Source organism: Marihabitans asiaticum (genome assembly GCF_007828725.1).
Lineage (GTDB): Bacteria > Actinomycetota > Actinomycetes > Actinomycetales > Dermatophilaceae > Marihabitans > Marihabitans asiaticum.
In genome coordinates this window covers 642,789-658,740 of sequence record NZ_VIUW01000002.1, presented here as the reverse complement: position 1 = coordinate 658,740, position 15,952 = coordinate 642,789, and the positions used below count along the sequence as shown (strand labels likewise).

The 15,952-nt window shown below is 71.4% G+C and carries 14 protein-coding genes; 7 read left to right on the top strand and 7 right to left on the bottom strand.

The annotated features are described in order from the left end of the window. Nucleotides 1-37 precede the first annotated feature (37 nt). Nucleotides 38-877, top strand: a complete 840-nt coding sequence (locus FB557_RS07655; protein WP_144856996.1) for an aldo/keto reductase — start codon at nt 38-40, stop codon at nt 875-877. 13 nt (nt 878-890) lie between these two features. Then, nucleotides 891-2,243, top strand: coding sequence for an aspartate aminotransferase family protein (locus FB557_RS07650; RefSeq protein WP_144856995.1), 1,353 nt, complete (start codon nt 891-893; stop codon nt 2,241-2,243). Here the strand turns inward: FB557_RS07650 and FB557_RS07645 are convergent. Continuing rightward, nucleotides 2,231-3,529 carry an MFS transporter gene (locus tag FB557_RS07645; RefSeq protein WP_144856994.1) on the bottom strand — a complete coding sequence of 433 codons (1,299 nt, stop codon included), beginning with the start codon at nt 3,527-3,529 and terminating at the stop codon, nt 2,231-2,233. The genes FB557_RS07650 and FB557_RS07645 overlap by 13 nt on opposite strands. A 73-nt stretch (nt 3,530-3,602) precedes the next feature. Between FB557_RS07645 and FB557_RS07640 the strand changes: the two genes are divergently transcribed. Then, nucleotides 3,603-3,896: an HGxxPAAW family protein gene (locus FB557_RS07640; protein WP_144856993.1), complete on the top strand. Its 294-nt coding sequence runs from the start codon at nt 3,603-3,605 to the stop codon at nt 3,894-3,896. Nucleotides 3,897-3,911: 15 nt separating this feature from the next. On the opposite strand, the gene FB557_RS07635 is transcribed toward FB557_RS07640, so the two are convergent. Both FB557_RS07635 and FB557_RS07630 read right to left on the bottom strand, forming a co-directional pair. Continuing rightward, nucleotides 3,912-6,062, bottom strand: a complete 2,151-nt coding sequence (locus FB557_RS07635; protein ID WP_144856992.1) for an NAD(+) synthase — start codon at nt 6,060-6,062, stop codon at nt 3,912-3,914. A 68-nt stretch (nt 6,063-6,130) separates the two neighbouring features. Next, nucleotides 6,131-7,021: a LysR family transcriptional regulator gene (locus FB557_RS07630; RefSeq protein WP_144856991.1), complete on the bottom strand. Its 891-nt coding sequence runs from the start codon at nt 7,019-7,021 to the stop codon at nt 6,131-6,133. 82 nt (nt 7,022-7,103) lie between these two features. On the opposite strand from FB557_RS07630, the gene FB557_RS07625 reads away from it, so the two are divergent. Further along, nucleotides 7,104-7,352 carry a hypothetical protein gene (locus tag FB557_RS07625; protein ID WP_144856990.1) on the top strand — a complete coding sequence of 83 codons (249 nt, stop codon included), beginning with the start codon at nt 7,104-7,106 and terminating at the stop codon, nt 7,350-7,352. A 90-nt stretch (nt 7,353-7,442) separates the two neighbouring features. On the opposite strand, the gene ppdK is transcribed toward FB557_RS07625, so the two are convergent. The 3 genes from ppdK to FB557_RS07610 form a co-directional block, all read right to left on the bottom strand. Further along, nucleotides 7,443-10,160 carry a pyruvate, phosphate dikinase gene (gene ppdK / locus FB557_RS07620; protein WP_144856989.1) on the bottom strand — a complete coding sequence of 906 codons (2,718 nt, stop codon included), beginning with the start codon at nt 10,158-10,160 and terminating at the stop codon, nt 7,443-7,445. A 95-nt stretch (nt 10,161-10,255) separates the two neighbouring features. Then, entirely contained in the window at nt 10,256-10,762 is a 507-nt protein-coding gene (locus FB557_RS07615) for a GNAT family N-acetyltransferase (protein WP_144856988.1), read from the bottom strand. Nucleotides 10,763-10,766: 4 nt separating this feature from the next. Continuing rightward, nucleotides 10,767-11,954 carry an MFS transporter gene (locus tag FB557_RS07610; RefSeq protein ID WP_246074552.1) on the bottom strand — a complete coding sequence of 396 codons (1,188 nt, stop codon included), beginning with the start codon at nt 11,952-11,954 and terminating at the stop codon, nt 10,767-10,769. A 75-nt stretch (nt 11,955-12,029) separates the two neighbouring features. Between FB557_RS07610 and FB557_RS14165 the strand changes: the two genes are divergently transcribed. Next, nucleotides 12,030-12,809, top strand: a complete 780-nt coding sequence (locus tag FB557_RS14165) for a hypothetical protein (protein WP_170236189.1) — start codon at nt 12,030-12,032, stop codon at nt 12,807-12,809. Between the two features lie 13 nt (nt 12,810-12,822). On the opposite strand, the gene FB557_RS07600 is transcribed toward FB557_RS14165, so the two are convergent. Beyond that, nucleotides 12,823-13,830: a lactonase family protein gene (locus FB557_RS07600; protein ID WP_144856987.1), complete on the bottom strand. Its 1,008-nt coding sequence runs from the start codon at nt 13,828-13,830 to the stop codon at nt 12,823-12,825. A gap of 33 nt (nt 13,831-13,863) precedes the next feature. On the opposite strand from FB557_RS07600, the gene FB557_RS07595 reads away from it, so the two are divergent. Next, nucleotides 13,864-14,682 carry a crotonase/enoyl-CoA hydratase family protein gene (locus FB557_RS07595; protein ID WP_144856986.1) on the top strand — a complete coding sequence of 273 codons (819 nt, stop codon included), beginning with the start codon at nt 13,864-13,866 and terminating at the stop codon, nt 14,680-14,682. A gap of 155 nt (nt 14,683-14,837) precedes the next feature. Then, a complete protein-coding gene (locus FB557_RS07590) occupies nt 14,838-15,920 on the top strand; it encodes a GNAT family N-acetyltransferase (RefSeq protein WP_246074550.1) in 1,083 nt (360 codons plus the stop codon). Nucleotides 15,921-15,952: the final 32 nt, after the last annotated feature.

The window sequence follows — 15,952 nt, the reverse complement described above, 5'->3', positions numbered from 1 at the left end:
GCGACGGATTGTCTGCGTCGGTCGCTACGGTGAGGTGATGACGACCACACCCACCCGTCCCTTGCCCTCCGACCAGCAGGTCCAGATGCCGGTCATCGGCTTCGGCACCTACCCCCTTCGCGGTGACGAAGGGGTCAGCGCCATCGCCTCGGCGATCGAGGCGGGGTACCGCTTCCTCGACACGGCGGTGAACTACCGCAACGAGCGCGAGGTGGCTCAGGCCGTGCGCGAGAGCGGCATCGAGCGGGACGACGTCTGGGTCCAGACCAAGGTCCCCGGGCGCGACCACGGCGGGTCCCGCAAGAGCGTCGAGACCAGCCTGTCGGTGATGGACCTCGACCACCTCGACTCGGTGCTCATCCACTGGCCCAACCCGAGCCGCGACGAGTACCTCACCGCCTGGGAGGGACTGATCGAGGCGCGTGAGGCCGGGCTGGTGCGCCACATCGGGGTCTCCAACTTCACCGCCGCCCACCTCGACCGGATCGTCGAGGCCACGGGGGTCACCCCCTTCGCCAACCAGGTCGAGCTGCACCCGCTCTTCATCCAGGAGGAGATGCGCGCCGTCCACGACCGGCGGGGCATCCTCACCCAGGCGTGGTCGCCGCTGGGCAAGGCGCAGGCGCAGTACGACGCCGAGCCGGTCGCCGCAGCCGCGCGGGCCCACGACTGCACCCCGGGGCAGGTCATCCTCGCCTGGCATCTCGCGCTGGGGTCGATGCCGCTGCCGAAGTCGGCCGACCCGGGGCGGCAGCGGGAGAACCTCGCCGCAGTCGACATCGAGCTGACCGAGGCGGAGGTCGCGGCCATCAGCGGCCTGTCGCGTCCAGACGGCAGACTCTTCGGGGGCGACCCGGACCATCACGAGGAGATGTGACTAGGGTCGGTCCATGAGCGATCTGCCCCAGCTGTCCGGTGAGCAGGTCCACGAGCTGGACCGCGCCCACGTCTTCCACTCCTGGTCCGCGCAGGACCTCATCGACCCGCTCCCGATCGAGTCGGCGAAGGGGGTGCGGTTCACCGACTACGCCGGCACCGAGTACCTCGACTTCTCCAGCCAGCTGGTCAACGTCAACATCGGCTACCAGCACCCGCGCCTCGTCGCCGCGATCCAGGAGCAGGCCGGCCGGATGGCTACTCTCGCACCGGGTTTCGCCAACGACATGCGCTCCGAGGCCGCGCGGATGATCGCCGAGAAGGCGCCGGGCGACCTCGAGCACGTCTTCTTCACCAACGGTGGCGCCGAGGCCAACGAGAACGCGCTGCGGATGGCCCGGATCCACACCGGGCGGCACAAGATCCTCTCCGCCTACCGCAGCTACCACGGCGCGACCGCCGGCTCGATCGCGCTGACCGGCGACCCGCGGCGCTGGGCGAGCGAGCCCGGGATGCCTGGGGTCGTGCGCTACTGGGGGCCGTACCTCTACCGCAGCGCCTTCTACGCCACGAGCGAGGAGGAGGAGCGCGACCGCGCGCTGCAGCACCTGCGCGACACCATCGCCGTCGAGGGTCCGCAGACGATCGCGGCGATCATCCTCGAGACCGTCGTCGGCACCAACGGCATCCTCGTGCCGCCGGACGGCTACCTCGCCGGGGTGCGCGAGATCTGCGACGAGCACGGCATCGTGATGATCGCCGACGAGGTGATGGCCGGATTCGCCCGGTGCGGTGAGTGGTTTGCGATCGACCACTGGGGGGTGACCCCGGACATCATCACCTTCGCGAAGGGGGTGAACTCCGGCTACGTCCCGATCGGCGGGACGATCGTCAGCGGGGCGATCCGGGAGACCTTCGGACCCAAGCCCTACCCGGGTGGCCTGACCTACCAGGGCCATCCGCTGGCGTGCGCCTCCGCGGTCGCCTCGATGCGGATCTTCGAGGACGAAGGGGTGGTCGAGCACTCCCGTCGGATGGGGGAGGAGGTCATCGGGCCGCGCCTGGCCGAGATCGAGGCCAAGCACCCCAGCGTCGGTGAGGTGCGCGGGCTGGGCACCTTCTGGGCGCTGGAGCTGGTCAAGGACCCGCAGACCCGTGAGCCGCTCGTGCCGTACAACGCCAGCGGTGAGGCGGCGGCACCGATGGGCGCCTTCGCGGCGGCCTGCAAGGAGCGGGGGCTGTGGCCCTTCGTCCACTTCAACCGCACCCACGTCGTGCCGCCGTGCGTCATCGAGGAGGACGACCTGCGCGCCGGCCTGGACATCCTCGACGAGGCCCTCGAGGTCGCCGACGGCTACGTCGGCTGAGCTGCTCCGGGCCTCCGGGGGATCGACCAGCAGATCGCGGCGGCGATGAAGCAGAGCACCGCCGCGATGACCCACGCTGTCGCGTACGTGCCGGTCGAGGTGCGGATCCAGCCCGCGACGGACGCGCCGAGCCCGGCGCCGACCATGTGCGAGGCGAAGACCCACCCGAAGACCACTCCGGAGGCTTCGAGACCGAAGTGCTGCCGGCACAGCGCGATCGTCGGCGGCACGGTCGCCACCCAGTCCAGGCCGTAGAAGATGATGAAGACCCACATGCCCGGCTGGACGTGCGGCGCGAGGAGCGCGTCGATGGTCAGCAGGCTCAGGCCGCGGAGGGCGTAGTACGCGAAGAGCAGCAGTCGGGCGTCGACCTTGTCGGTGAGCCAGCCCGAGGCGATCGTGCCGGCGACGTCGAAGATCCCGACGAGCGCGAGCAGCCAGGCGGCGGTGGTCGCGGGCATCCCGTGGTCGTGGGCGGCCGGCACGAAGTGGGTCTGGATCAACCCGTTGGTCGACCAGCCGCAGACCCAGAACGTGAGCATGAGCGCCCAGAAGGTCCACCGCCGCGAGGACCGCAGCAGCACCTCGACCGCGACCACGGCGGGGTTGCGCCCTCCGCCGTAGACTCCGGGACCGTCGTCGATGGCATAGCCCTCGGCGACGCCGTAGGGCAGCAGGCCGCGATCGCTCGGCCGGTCGGTGAAGAAGACGGCGACGAGCACGCCGACGAGCAGCGAGAGGGCGCCGACGATCCCGGCCGCCCAGCGCCAGGACAGCTCGGTCGTCGTCCAGGCGATCACCGGGAGGAAGAGCAGCTGCCCGGTGGCGTTGGCCGCGGAGAATACGCCGGTGATCAGGCCGCGTCGGGCGACGAACCACCGGTTGGCGACGATGGCGCCGAAGACGAGCGCCATCGCCCCTGTGCCGAGACCGATGATCAGACCCCAGAGCAGCCACAGCTGCCAGGGCGCGGTCATCACCGTCGTGGCCAGGCTGGCGAGCCCGACGAGGACGAGGGCCGCAGTGACCACCCGCCTGATCCCGAGCCGCTCCATGATCGCCGCGGCGAAGGGGGCGGCGAGCCCGTAGAGCACGAGGTTCAGGCTCACCGCGCCCGAGGTCGTCGCTCGGTCCCACCCGAACTCGCGCTCGATGGGCTCCATGAGCACCCCGGTGCTGGAGCGGAAGGTCGCCGCAGCGACGAGGGCCAGCAGCGTGATCGCGGCGACCACCCACGCCGGGTGGAGGCGCCTTCGGGTCCCCGTCGACACGGGCACGCTCGTCATCGCGCCATGATGCACCGCGCGGCCGGTCACCGCGCCCACCCGACGCCGTCGTGGACATGCGAGAATCGCCCCCATGAGCACGAAGAAGCTGTCTGGTCCCCCCACCGGTCCTCACGCCGTAGAGGACCTCGGTCACGGGTACAGCGTCGCGATGTGGGCCGCCGTGGGTGTCGCGTTCGTCGGCTTCCTCGTCGGGACGATCGCGGTGATGATGCTCAACTGGCCGCTGCTCTACATCTCCTTCGGCATCCTCGTGCTCTCGCTCGTCGTCGGCCGGGTGCTCTCGATGATGGGCTTCGGGTCCTACACCAACGAGGCCATCGACGCCCCCGCGGGCAAGGACGGCCAGACCCTCGGCGTCAAGTAGGCGGGGGTCCGCAGGTCACGCCTCGGGGACGTGCTCCTCGATGTCGGCCAGCCACCGGGCGGCGTTGCTGTCACTGGGCATCCGCCAGTCGCCGCGTGGCGAGAGCGTCCCGCCGGGCACCACCTTCGGGCCGTTCGGCAGGGCGGAGCGCTTGAACTGGTTGGCGAAGAACCGCTCGACGAAGACCACCAGCCACCGCCGGATCGTCGCCAGGTCGTAGGCTACCCGGTCTGGCTGCGGCACCGAGCTCGGCCAGTCACCCCGCTCGGCATCGGCCCAGGCCTGCTCGGCGAGGAAGGCGATCGTGCTCGGGGCATAGCCGCGCCGCAGCACGTGGTACAGCGTGAAGTCCTGCAGCGCGTAGGGGCCGATCCGGTCCTGGGTCGACTGCGGCCCGTCGTCCGCGCTGGACGGCACGAGCTCGGGGCTGATCTCGGTCTCGAGCACCGAGATCAGGGTCTGCGAGGCCTCACCGTCGAGCTGCCCGGACTCGGCGACCCACCGCACGAGGTGCTGCATGAGGGTCTTCGGGACCCCGGCGTTGACCCCGTAGTGACTCATCTGGTCACCCACGCCGTAGGTGCACCAGCCCAGCGCCAGCTCAGACAGGTCACCGGTGCCGAGGACGAGCCCGCCGCGCTGGTTGGCGATCCGGAAGAGGTAGTCGGTGCGCAACCCGGCCTGGACGTTCTCGAAGGTGACGTCGAAGACCGAGGGGTCCATGTCCTCGATGGCGGTCCCGCCCTGCGCGGCGGCACCGAAGGGGTGACCCATGTCGGCGAGCATCTGGGTCGCCGCGGATCGGATGTCCAGCTCCTCCCAGGTGATCCCGAGCGAGGTCATCAGCGCGATCGCGTTGGTCTTGGTCCGGTCCGAGGTCGCGAAGCCGGGCATGGTCAGCCCGATGATGTCGGTGCGTGGCCGCTCCAGCCGGTCCATCGCCTTCGCCGCGACGATGAGGGCGTGGGTGGAGTCCAGCCCGCCCGAGACGCCGATGACGACCTTGGGCTGCCAGCTCTCGGTGGCGATGGCCCGAAGCCGCTGCTCGAGGGCGCTCACCTGGATGTTGTAGGCCTCGTAGCAGTCCTGGGCGAGCCGCGCCTCGTCATCGGGGACGAAGGGGTAGCGGTCGACGTGGCGACGCAGGCCGAGGTCGCCGGTCGGCGGGTCGAGGGTGATGACGACCTCGCGGAAGCCTCGCCCGCCGTCACCGCCGGCGGTCGGGCCGAGCCCGAGGGAGACGGCGTTGTCGTCGAAGCTGCCCTGGCGCAGCCGCTCCTGGCGCAGCCGGCCCAGGTCGATGTCGACGACGGTGCGCCGGGGTCCGGCGGGGAAGCGCTCGGACTGCCCCAGCAGGTCACCCATCTCGTAGACCATCGTCTGCCCGTCCCAGGCGAGGTCGGTGCTGGACTCCCCTTCGCTCGCGGCCGCGTAGAGGTAGGCGGCGTTGCAGCGCATCGACGCCGACCGGGCGAGCAGGTGACGGTCCTCGGCCCGGGCCACGGTGATCGGGCTGGCCGAGAGGTTGAGCAGCACGCTCGCCCCGGCCAGTGCCGCCGCGTGGCTCGGTGGGACCGGCACCCACAGGTCCTCGCACACCTCGGCGTGGACCATCAGGCCCGGCACGTCCTCGACCTCGACGAGGAGGTCGGTGCCGAACGGCACCCCCTCCAGCACACCCCCTTCGCCGCCGGTGAAGGTCGGGTGGAACCACTCGCCGGCGATGCCGGCACCCTCGGCGAAGTGCCGCTTCTCGTAGAACTCGCGGTAGTTCGGCAGGTAGGACTTGGGCGCGATGCCGACGATCCCGCCGCCCTGGATGAGCACGGCGCAGTTGTAGAGACGGTTGCGGTGGCGAAGGGGGGCGCCGACCGCGATGAGGGGGCGCAGCTCGGCGGTGGCGGCGGCGAGGTCGACCAGGGCCCGCTCGGTATCGCGCAGGAGGACGTCCTGGAGGAGGAGGTCGTCGATGGCGTATCCGGTCAGGCCGAGCTCGGGGAAGACGGCGACGGCAACTCCGTCGTCGTGGAGCTCGCGGGTGATCGCTGCCGTCGCCGCCGCATTGGCGAAGGGGTCCGCCTGGGTGACCGGGAGCGTGCAGGCGGCGACCCGGGCGAAGCCGTGTCGGTAGAGGTTGCGGAAGTCTCGGGTCTCGCTCGCCGTCATGGCTTCACCCTATGGACCCGTCGACCCGTCGACCCGTCGACCCGTCGAGGTTCGAAGGGGAGGCGAGTTCACGCCTTAGCGACGATCTCTCGCAGGATCTCCACGGCCCGCCCGGCCGCGGGATTGGTGCGCGCCACGGGAGCGGTGAGGACGACGATGTCGCGCTTGGGGTTGGGGTTGGTCAGCCGCAGGCGGCGGGTGCTCTTCGGGGCCCGGCGTGCGGCGAGGGCGGGCAGCACGGTCACCCCGACGCCCGCGGCGACGAAGGCGATCGCGGTGTGGTGGTCCTGCGCCTCGACCCGGTAGCGAGGGCGGAAGCCGGCGGCGCGGCAGGCTCGGTCGATGAGCGACTGGGTGACCCCGGCGGAGATGTCGTTGCTGATCCACGTCTCGTCGGCCAGCTCGGCCATGTCGATCCGCCGGCGGCCGCTCAGGCGATGATCTGCCGGGACGAGAGCGACGAAGGGGTCGGTGGTCAGGGGCGTCACGGTGTGGCCGGGCCGGATCGAGAAGCTCGGGTCGTCAGGGACGACGTCGAGGTCGACGACCGGTGACTCCCCGGGTGGGTAGCCCTCGGTGAGCACCATCTCGAGGGTGAGGTCGGGTTGCTCGGTGAGCATGCGCTTGGCCAGCCGCGGCATCCAGAGCGCGCCGGCGGAGCTGAAGTAGCCGATCGACAGCGACCCGACGTGACCCTCGCGCAGGTCCGCGATGACGGAGTCGACGCGCCGCAGCTCGCCGAGCAGGCGCTCGGACTCCTCCGCGAGGGCCAGCGCCGCCGGGGTTGGGGAGATGCCGCGCCCGACGCGCTCGAAGAGTGTGAGCTCTGTCTCATCTTGCAGGCGGGCGATCTGCTGGCTCACCGCGGACGGAGTCATGCCGAGGTGATCCGCGGCGGCGCTGATGCTGCCTGCAGCAAGCACCGCGCTGAAGGTACGGAGCCTCTGCGCGTCGACCACTCCTCGATAATACAGAGATGCTTGATGATCAGTAAGTACCCGTGAGTTGTCCTGGACAGTCCCCGCGAGGACCCTGGATGTCATGACGAACTGGCTCAACACCGTGATCACCCGCCGCAACCGCTCCTCCCGCCACGTCGGCGCTGGCCTGGACTCCGACATGCTGCGCATGGCGCACGAGCTTTCCCTCATGGAGCAGGGCTCGAGCAAGCACGCCCGCACTCGCGCGCCGCGCACCGCCGGCCCGGGACGCGACCGTTCCTTCCGCACCTACCCCGACCACGTGGAGCGGATGGCCGACCGCTCGCAGCACATCCTCTCCACGCGCTGAGCTGATCCCCCTTCGCCAGTCTCGCCCTCAGGGCAGAAACGGCGGGCGTGTCACGCGACACGCCCGCCATTTCTGACTCCAGGGCAGGGCTCAGGCCGTAGAGGACTCCCCGGTCATGACCACCGCGCGCCCGGCCTCGAGCCGGGCGACGGGTACCCGGAAGGGTGAGCAACTGACGTAGTCCAGGCCGACCTCGTGGAAGAAGTGGATCGACTCGGGGTCTCCGCCGTGCTCCCCGCATACCCCGGCCTTGAGGTCGGGGGTGGTCGAGCGGCCGTTCGCGACTCCCTGGCGCACCAGCTCTCCGACGCCGAGCCCGTCGAGGGTCTCGAAGGGGGAGATCGTCAGCACGCCGTTGTCGAGGTACTGGGGGAAGAACTCGGTCTCGACGTCGTCGCGGGAGAAGCCCCAGGTCGTCTGGGTCAGGTCGTTGGTGCCGAAGGAGAAGAAGTCGGCCTCGTGGGCGATCCGGTTCGCCGTCAGCGCCGCCCGGGGCAGCTCGATCATGCACCCGATCGGCAGGTCAAGGGCCTGGCCGGAGGACTCGGCGACCTCCGCGAGGATCTGCTCGGCCTGCTCCCGCACGAGGTGCAGCTCTCGCCGTGACCCGATGAGCGGGACCATGATCTCCGGCTGGGGATCCTTGCCCTGCCCGCGCAGCTCGACGACGGCCTCGGCGATCGCCCGGATCTGCAGGCCGAACAGCGCCGGGTACTTCAGCCCCAGGCGCACCCCGCGCAGACCGAGCATCGGGTTCTGCTCGTGGGTGGAGCGCACCGCGTCGAGCAGCACCCGGTCGCGCTCGACCCCTTCGCCGCTCTCGCCGCGCTCCTGGGCCAGCGCGACCCGCACCGCGAGCTCGGTCTCGTTCGGCAGGAACTCGTGCAGCGGCGGGTCGAGGAGGCGGATCGTCGTCGGCAGGCCGTCCATGGCCTCCAGCAGCTCGACGAAGTCGGCCCGCTGCACCGGCAGCAGCTCCATGATCGCGGCCTCGCGCGTCTCGGCGGAGTCGGCGAGGATCACCCGCTCGATGTACTCGCGCCGCTCGCCGAGGAACTGGTGCTCGGTGCGGCACAGGCCAATACCCTCGGCGCCCCGGTCCCGGGCCCGCTCGGCGTCCTCGCCGGTGTCGGCGTTGGCCCGCACCCGCAGCCGGCGCCGGTCGTCGGCGTGCTGCAGCAGGCGGTCCACGGCCTCGATGAGCTCACGGGTGTCGTCGTCCTCGGCCTTGGCCCGGGCGCTCTCGAGTCCCTCGGAGATGTAGGTCATGACGGGCGAGTCGATGACATCGACCGCCCCGAGGTAGATCTCGCCGGTCTTGCCGTCGATCGCGATGGTGTCGCCCTCGCTGACGATGGTGTCACCGACGGTGATCGTCCGCTCCGCCACCGAGATCGCCAGGTCCTCGGCCCCGACCACGGCGCACATGCCCATGCCCCGGGCGACGACCGCGGCGTGCGAGGTCTTGCCGCCCCGCGCGGTGAGCACGCCGACCGCGGCGATCATCCCCGGCAGGTCCTCCGGCGAGGTCTCTCGCCGGACGAGGATGACGTCGACCCCTTCGGCCTTCTTGGCCTCGGCGGAGGCGTTGTCGAAGACGACTGCCCCGACCGCGGCGCCGGGGGAGGCACCCATGCCGGTGGCGAGCAGGCTGCGCTTGGCCTCCTTGTCGAACTGCGGGAAGAGCAGCTGACCGAGCTGCTCGCCGGTGACCCGCTCCAGCGCCTCGTCCATCGTGATGAGCTGCTCGTCGACGAGCTGGGTGGCGACCCGGAAGGCCGCGGCGGCGGTGCGCTTGCCGACCCGCGTCTGCAGCATCCACAGGTGCCCGCGCTCGATCGTGAACTCGATGTCGCACAGGTCGCGGTAGTGGGTCTCGAGCCGGCGCATCGCCGTGCGCAGCTCGCGGTAGGCGGCCTCGTCGATCTCCTTGAGCTCGGCCAGGGCCAGGGTGTTGCGGATGCCGGCGACGACGTCCTCGCCCTGGGCGTTGGGCAGGTAGTCGCCGTAGACGCCGGAGTGCCCGGAGGAGGGGTCGCGGGTGAAGCACACACCCGTGCCGGAGGTCTCGCCGAGGTTACCGAAGACCATCGCCTGGACGTTCACGGCCGTGCCGAGGTCGTCCGGGATGCGCTCGCGGCGGCGGTAGAGCGTCGCCCGCTCGGTGTTCCAGCTGCGGAAGACCGCCTCGATCGCCATGTCGAGCTGCTTGCGCGGGGTCTGCGGGAAGGGCCGCCCCGTCTCGCGCTCGATGATCTCCTTGTAGTCCTTGACCAGGCCGCGCAGCTGCTCGGCGTCGAGGTCGACGTCGGTGCTCACGCCGGCGGCGTCCTTGCGCGCCTCGAGCGCGTCGGAGAAGAGCTCGGAGTCCAGGTCGAGCACCGTCTTGCCGAACATCTGGATCAGCCGCCGGTAGGAGTCCCAGGCGAAGCGCTCGTCGTTGGCGAAGTCGGCGAGCGACTGCACGGTGTCGTCGTTGAGCCCGACGTTGAGCACCGTCTCCATCATCCCGGGCATCGAGAACTTCGCCCCGGAGCGCACCGAGAGCAGCAGCGGCTCCTCGGAGTCGCCGAGGGTGCGTCCGATCTGGTCCTCGACGTCGCGCAGGCTGCGGGTCACCTCGACCCGGACCTCCGGGGGCACCTTGCCCTCGCTGAGGAAGGCGCGGCAGGCGTCGGTCGAGATGGTGAAGCCCGGCGGCACCGGCAGCCCCAGCTTGACCATCTCGGCGAGGTTCGCGCCCTTGCCGCCGAGCAGGTCCTTCTGGTCGCGGTCGCCCTCGCTGAACATGTACACGTACTGGCTCATCGCTCTCCTCCGCTGCCAGGCGCGCCGTCGCGCCGGGATTGGTATGGAGCCATCTTGGCACCCGGTGCGAAGGGGGGAGCAGCCCGGTTCCTCGGTCAGGGATGGGCGAAGCTGCTCAGGGCCTCGCCGGTGAGCCGTTGCGTCGTCCACGCAGACATCGGGGTCGCGCCAACGGCGCGGTAGAAGGCGATCGCGGGCTCGTTCCAATCCAGCACCGTCCACTCGAACCGCGGGTAGCCGCGATCGACGCAGACCCGGGCGAGGGTGCGCAGCAGCTCCACCCCGAGACCGGAGCCGCGGTGAGCCTCCTCGACGTACAGGTCCTCCAGCCACATCCCGGGCCGCCCGGTCCAGGTCGAGAAGGTGAGGAACCACAGGGCCATCCCGACGACCCGGCGGGTCCCCCCTTCGCCCTCCTGCGGTCCGCCCTCGGCGACATGGCAGAAGGCGACCGGCGCACCGTCGGCTGGGAAAAGGGCCTGGCGAAGGGAGTCTGCCGTCGCCTCGACGGCGTCCGGCTCACGCTCGTAGGTCGCCAGCTCGTGGATCAGGCGGAGGATGTGGGGGATGTCGGCCTCGGTGGCCTCACGGACGCGGGTCATGGGCTCAGCCTGCCCTGCGGTGCACCGCGACGGACACCCCGAGGACGACGAGCCCGGCCAGCGCCAGCCCGGCTCCGACCGCCGCAGGCGCGCGCCAGCCCCAGCCGAGGTCGAGGACCACCCCGCCGAGCCAGGCGCCGAAGGCGTTGGCGAGGTTCAGGCTCGCGTGGTTGCCGGCCGCGCCGAGGGAGCGGGCCTGTCCGGCCACCGACATCAGCCGCAGCTGCAGGGCGACTACGAAGACCGACGTGGTCGAGCAGGTGAGGAAGAGCGCGATGCCGATGAGCACCGGTGACCCGGCGACGAGGGTGAAGAGGACGAGCCCGGCGATCATCGCCAGGGCCGACCCGACGAGGCTGCGCAGCACGGAGATGTCGACCAGCCGGCCGGCGACGAGGGTCCCGGCCAGCGCGCCGAGGCCGAAGATCGCGAGGTACACCGGGACGACAGAGGCGGAGACCCCGGTCTCGTTCTGGAGGGTGGGCGAGATGTAGCTGAACATCGAGAACATCCCGCCGAAGCCGACCGCCCCGACGAGCAGGGTGAGCCAGAACTGCAGGTTGCCCAGGGCGCCGAGCTCGGCCCGCGCGCCCGCGCTGTCGTCGCTCGGGATCCTCGGGACGGCGACGAGGAGGGCGAGGACCGTCACGACACCGACGACCGCGACGCTCCAGTACGCGGCCCGCCAGCCCCAGGTCTGGCCGAGCCAGGTGGCGATGGGCACGCCCGCGACGTTGGCGATGGGGATGCCGAGCATCACCCGGCTGACCGCGGTGCCGCCGCGGCCGGGGGCGGCCAGGTCGTAGGCGACGATCGAGGCGACCCCGAAGAACGCGCCGTGCGGCAGCCCCGCGAGGAGCCGGGCGACGAAGAGCAGGCCGTAGCTGCCGGCCAGCGCGCTCGCGGCGTTGCCGACGACGAAGAGCACCATGAGCGCGATGAGCAGGCCACGGCGGGGGATGCGGCTCCCGAGGACGGCGATGACCGGTGCGCCGATCACGACGCCGAGGGCGTACGCCGAGATGGTGTGCCCGGCCTGGGGGATCGAGACGTCGATGCCCTCGGCGATCTCGGGGAGGAGGCCCATCGTGACGAACTCGGTGGTGCCGATGCCCACCCCGCCGATGACCAGGGCGGTCAGCGCCGCGGCGATCCGCCGGGTGCTGACGTCTGGTGCGGGGGCGGCGGTCACCGGCTGATTCTGCCCCGGTGAGCGCCGTTCGGCAGAACCGACGCCGATGTCGGGGGTTCGTGCCACGATGGTCACATGTCCCACGCCGGTGGTCCCTATGGTTCCGACGCCCCACCGCCGCCCCCGCCCGGCCAGGGCGCCGGCGGCGGGTACGGCGGCTACCCAGGCCCCGCTGGTGGGCCCGGCGAGGCGGGGTACGGCCCTCCGGGCGACGGCGGATACGGCCCGCCGGGTGGTGGCTACCCCCCGCACGTCGACGGGTATGGCGAGCAGCCGCCGAAGAAGCGCAACACGCTGCTCATCGGCGCGCTCATCGGTGGGGCGCTCCTGCTCCTCCTCTGCTGCGGCGGCGTGGTTGCTCTCGGGATGATGGGTTCGTCGGGATTCGACGAGGCGCCCGGGGAGACCACCTCCGCGACGTCCGAGCCGAGCGAGAGCCCGACCAGCTCCGAGACGCCCACGCAGTCCGAGACGCCGACCAGCTCGGCGTCGCCGAGCGAGTCCGAAGGATCGGCGAGCGAGGGTGAGGACCTCGGCTTCCCGGACGAGTTCGACGGGTGGCAGCGCAGCGACCAGCAGGCCAGTGCCCCGCAGGGCTCCCAGGGTGCGATCTATACCAAGGACGACAAGGCGATCGTCGTCGTCGCCACCGACGACGCCCCGGGCGCCATGGACGGCTTCAAGATGGTGTGGAGCGACGACAAGGACGTCGACGGCGGGGTGTGCGGCAAGATCGTCTCGCAGACCCAGTGCGCGGCGACCGACGACGGGACGATCTTCATCCTCAACGACACCGACGGTGGCGACTTCGAGCAGGTCATGGGCACCCTCCAGGCCTTCCTCGACGCGCGCTGACCCGCGCTTCGCGCTACCCCAGGACCACCGCGGTCGGTGACCCGGTGGCGATGCGCTCCCCGAGCCTCCCGGCCCCGGGGCCGCGCCAGCGCACCCGCGTCACGGCGTGGCCGCGCTCGCAGGCCACCCACACGTCGTCGCCGTCGACCACGAGGTCCCGCGGCCACGCGCCGTGGGCCGGGACGTCGCGCACCGCGGTGAGCGAGCCGGCCCCCCGGTCCAGGGCGAAGACGCTGACCCGGTCGGCGCCCCGGTTGCCCACGAGCACGTGGTCGTCGTCGGTCAGCCGCACCGCCGAGGGCAGGTTGGCGCCGCCTTCGTCGCTCGACTCATCGGGCGCCACCGGCTCGACCAGGCTGGGTCGCTGACCGAGTTGCTGCCACCCCTTCGCCTCGTCCCACCGACCCAGCCAGAGCTCGCTGCTCAGCTCGCCGACGACGAGGAGGAGGTCACCGGCGAGCATCAGGTGCCGCGGGCCGAAGCCTGGTGGCACCTCGATGACGTCGCCGCCGCGGGTGAGCCGGCCCTCGCGCAGCGCGAGCCGGTGCACGACGTCCGCGCCGAGGTCGGGGACGAGCACCTCGCCCCGCGTCTCGTCGAGGACCACCTGGTGCGGGTGCGAGCCGTCCTGCCGGTCGGCCCGCGGACCGAGCGGCAGCCCGCCGAGGTCGACCTCGTCGACGACCCTCCCGGGCGCACCGTCGGTCAGCTCGACGGTGGTGACCCGACCGGTGCCGTAGTGCGCGACCGCCAGGAGCGAAGGGGTGAGCCGCGCCGCGTGGCAGGGCCACCCGGCGCCGGTGCGGCCCGCGGCGAGAGATCCATTCGGTCCGAGGAGGGTCAGCTCACCCCCTTCGGACTCGCTGACGGCCAGGACCCCGTCGCCTACCGGCACGAGCCAGCTCGGCGATGGCACACCTCCGGTGACCACGCGCTGCCGTCCGGTCGAGAGATCGACCCGGGTCACCCCTTCGCCCTCGCCCATCTCGCCGGTGTAGCAGCCGATCCACATCGCCGTCATCGCACCGACCCTAGGGCGCCGTAGGCTGCGAGCATGGCCAACCGCTGCGAGCACATCACGACCACCATCGACGCGGGAGTGGCGACGGTGCGCCTCGACCGGCCGGAGAAGCTCAACGCGCTGACCCTGCCGATGCTCGACGCGCTCGCGAGCACCGCCCACGAGCTCGCCGACGACCGTACGCTGCGGGCGGTCGTGCTGACCGGTGCGGGCGAGTCGTTCTGCGCCGGGCTCGACTTCGCGACCGTGATGAAGGACCAGGCCGGCATCGCCAAGACCTTCGTGCCGCGGCCGTGGCGAGGCACCAACACCTTCCAGGAGGCGTGCTGGGGGTTCCGGCGCATCCCCGTGCCGGTCATCGCGGCGGTGCAGGGCAACTGCCTCGGCGGTGGGCTGCAGATCGCGATGGGCGCCGACTTCCGCATCACCGCGCCCGACGCGCGCTGGTCGGTGCTCGAGTCGCGGTGGGGGATTATCCCGGACATGAGCGGGGTGCAGTCGCTCTCCGAGCAGGTGCGCCTCGACGTGGCGAAGCGGCTCGCGATGACCGGGGAGATGCTCGACGGCGAGGAGGCCGTGCGACTCGGGGTGGCGACCGAGACCTCGATCGACCCGCTCGGACGGGCCCGCGAGCTCGTCGAGCAGCTGCTCACCCATAGCCCCGACCAGCTGGCCGCGGCGAAGCGGGTCTTTGACGACACCTGGCACCGCAGCGCCCGGCGCACCTTCGCCCGGGAGCGGATGGAGCAGCTCGGTCTGCTCCTTGCCGACAACACCCGCCGGGCGCAGCAGGCTGCCTTCGGCCGGACGACGGCCGACTACGCCGAGCGCAAGCGGGGCCTGCTGCGCTGACCGGCCGTCCACCTTCGCGCCCACGACGGTTGATCCCGCACCTGCCTTGGCAGGTGCGGGCTTGGTCGGGTACGTGCCTTGGCAGGTGGGGCCCACCTGGGTACGTGCCTTGGCAGGTGCGGACGGGGGTCGGGGCGATTTGGGATGATGAGGGTGTGAGCGAGCACCCGCACAGCCCGTTGATGCCCGAGCTGCCCCACGACTGGATCGCCTCTCCACCGACGGAGTCCGACACCGAGGACATCGCGCGGATGGCCACCGCGGCCAAGCAGCGCGCCACCGGGTCCGGCTCGGTGAGCGCCGACGAGGTCGGCATGGAGGTCTGGGGGCTGGGGTCATGGACCCGGCGCCAGCTGGTGGTCCGTGACGGCGAAGGGGGAGATGCTCGCCTCCTCGCGTGGGTCCGGGTGCACGACCGGGCCGCGGGCCGCACGAACATCGATCTCACCCTCGCGCCCGAGGCCACCGACCGCGACGAGCTGGCCTCAGCGCTGCTCGCGTGGTGCGAGGAGATCGCCGCCCGGATCGCCGTCGAGCGCGGCCTGGGCGGCACCCTCATCGACGTGAGCGTGCACAGCGCCGACAAGGAGTACCAGCGCTTCCTCGAGGCCGCCGGATTCGACCTCACCCGGAGCTGGCTGCAGATGAGCCGGCCGGTGACCCCCACCGACCGCGACCTGCCCGCCCCCCGGGAGGGGACGCGGGTGCGGCGGGTGGCCGAGCATGACGACGGGACCCCGGTCGCCGCGGACATCCAGACCGTGCATCTCATGCTCGAGGAGTCCTTCGCCGACCACTTCAACTCCTACCGCGAGTCCTTCCCGGAGTTCCTCCACCGGCAGCGAGAGGTTCCCGGCCACCGGTGGGACCACTGGTGGATCTCCGAGGTCGAGGAGGACGGCACCTGGTTGCCCGGCGGAGCGGTCGTCTCCTCCGTGCTGCCCGCAGACGACTCAGGGGTCGAGGGCAGCTACCTCGACTACATCGGGGTGCACCGCCTGGCCCGTGGCCGGGGTGTCGCCAAGGCGCTGATCCACGCGGTCATCCGGGACGCCGCCGAGCTGGGGCGCAACCGGGTCACCCTCGAGGTCGACGCCGACAGCCCGACCGGCGCCGACGGGCTGTACCAGGCGATGGGGTGGAGCACGTCCTACCGCACCCAGTCGTGGCACAAGACGGTCGACGTCGACGGGGTCGATGCCCCCATCCCCGAGGCCCGGGCCTACGACGAGGGCTGACCTCGGCAGGCTCCCGCCGACTCCCGATACCC

What these genes read in the sequence shown, in the direction of transcription:
- FB557_RS07655 (WP_144856996.1), top strand. Translation starts at nt 38, where the DNA reads ATGACGACCACACCCACCCGTCCCTTGCCCTCCGACCAGCAGGTCCAG.
- FB557_RS07650 (WP_144856995.1), top strand. Translation starts at nt 891, where the DNA reads ATGAGCGATCTGCCCCAGCTGTCCGGTGAGCAGGTCCACGAGCTGGAC.
- FB557_RS07645 (WP_144856994.1), bottom strand. Translation starts at nt 3,529, where the DNA reads ATGACGAGCGTGCCCGTGTCGACGGGGACCCGAAGGCGCCTCCACCCG.
- FB557_RS07640 (WP_144856993.1), top strand. Translation starts at nt 3,603, where the DNA reads ATGAGCACGAAGAAGCTGTCTGGTCCCCCCACCGGTCCTCACGCCGTA.
- FB557_RS07635 (WP_144856992.1), bottom strand. Translation starts at nt 6,062, where the DNA reads ATGACGGCGAGCGAGACCCGAGACTTCCGCAACCTCTACCGACACGGC.
- FB557_RS07625 (WP_144856990.1), top strand. Translation starts at nt 7,104, where the DNA reads ATGACGAACTGGCTCAACACCGTGATCACCCGCCGCAACCGCTCCTCC.
- ppdK (WP_144856989.1), bottom strand. Translation starts at nt 10,160, where the DNA reads ATGAGCCAGTACGTGTACATGTTCAGCGAGGGCGACCGCGACCAGAAG.
- FB557_RS07615 (WP_144856988.1), bottom strand. Translation starts at nt 10,762, where the DNA reads ATGACCCGCGTCCGTGAGGCCACCGAGGCCGACATCCCCCACATCCTC.
- FB557_RS14165 (WP_170236189.1), top strand. Translation starts at nt 12,030, where the DNA reads ATGTCCCACGCCGGTGGTCCCTATGGTTCCGACGCCCCACCGCCGCCC.
- FB557_RS07600 (WP_144856987.1), bottom strand. Translation starts at nt 13,830, where the DNA reads ATGACGGCGATGTGGATCGGCTGCTACACCGGCGAGATGGGCGAGGGC.
- FB557_RS07595 (WP_144856986.1), top strand. Translation starts at nt 13,864, where the DNA reads ATGGCCAACCGCTGCGAGCACATCACGACCACCATCGACGCGGGAGTG.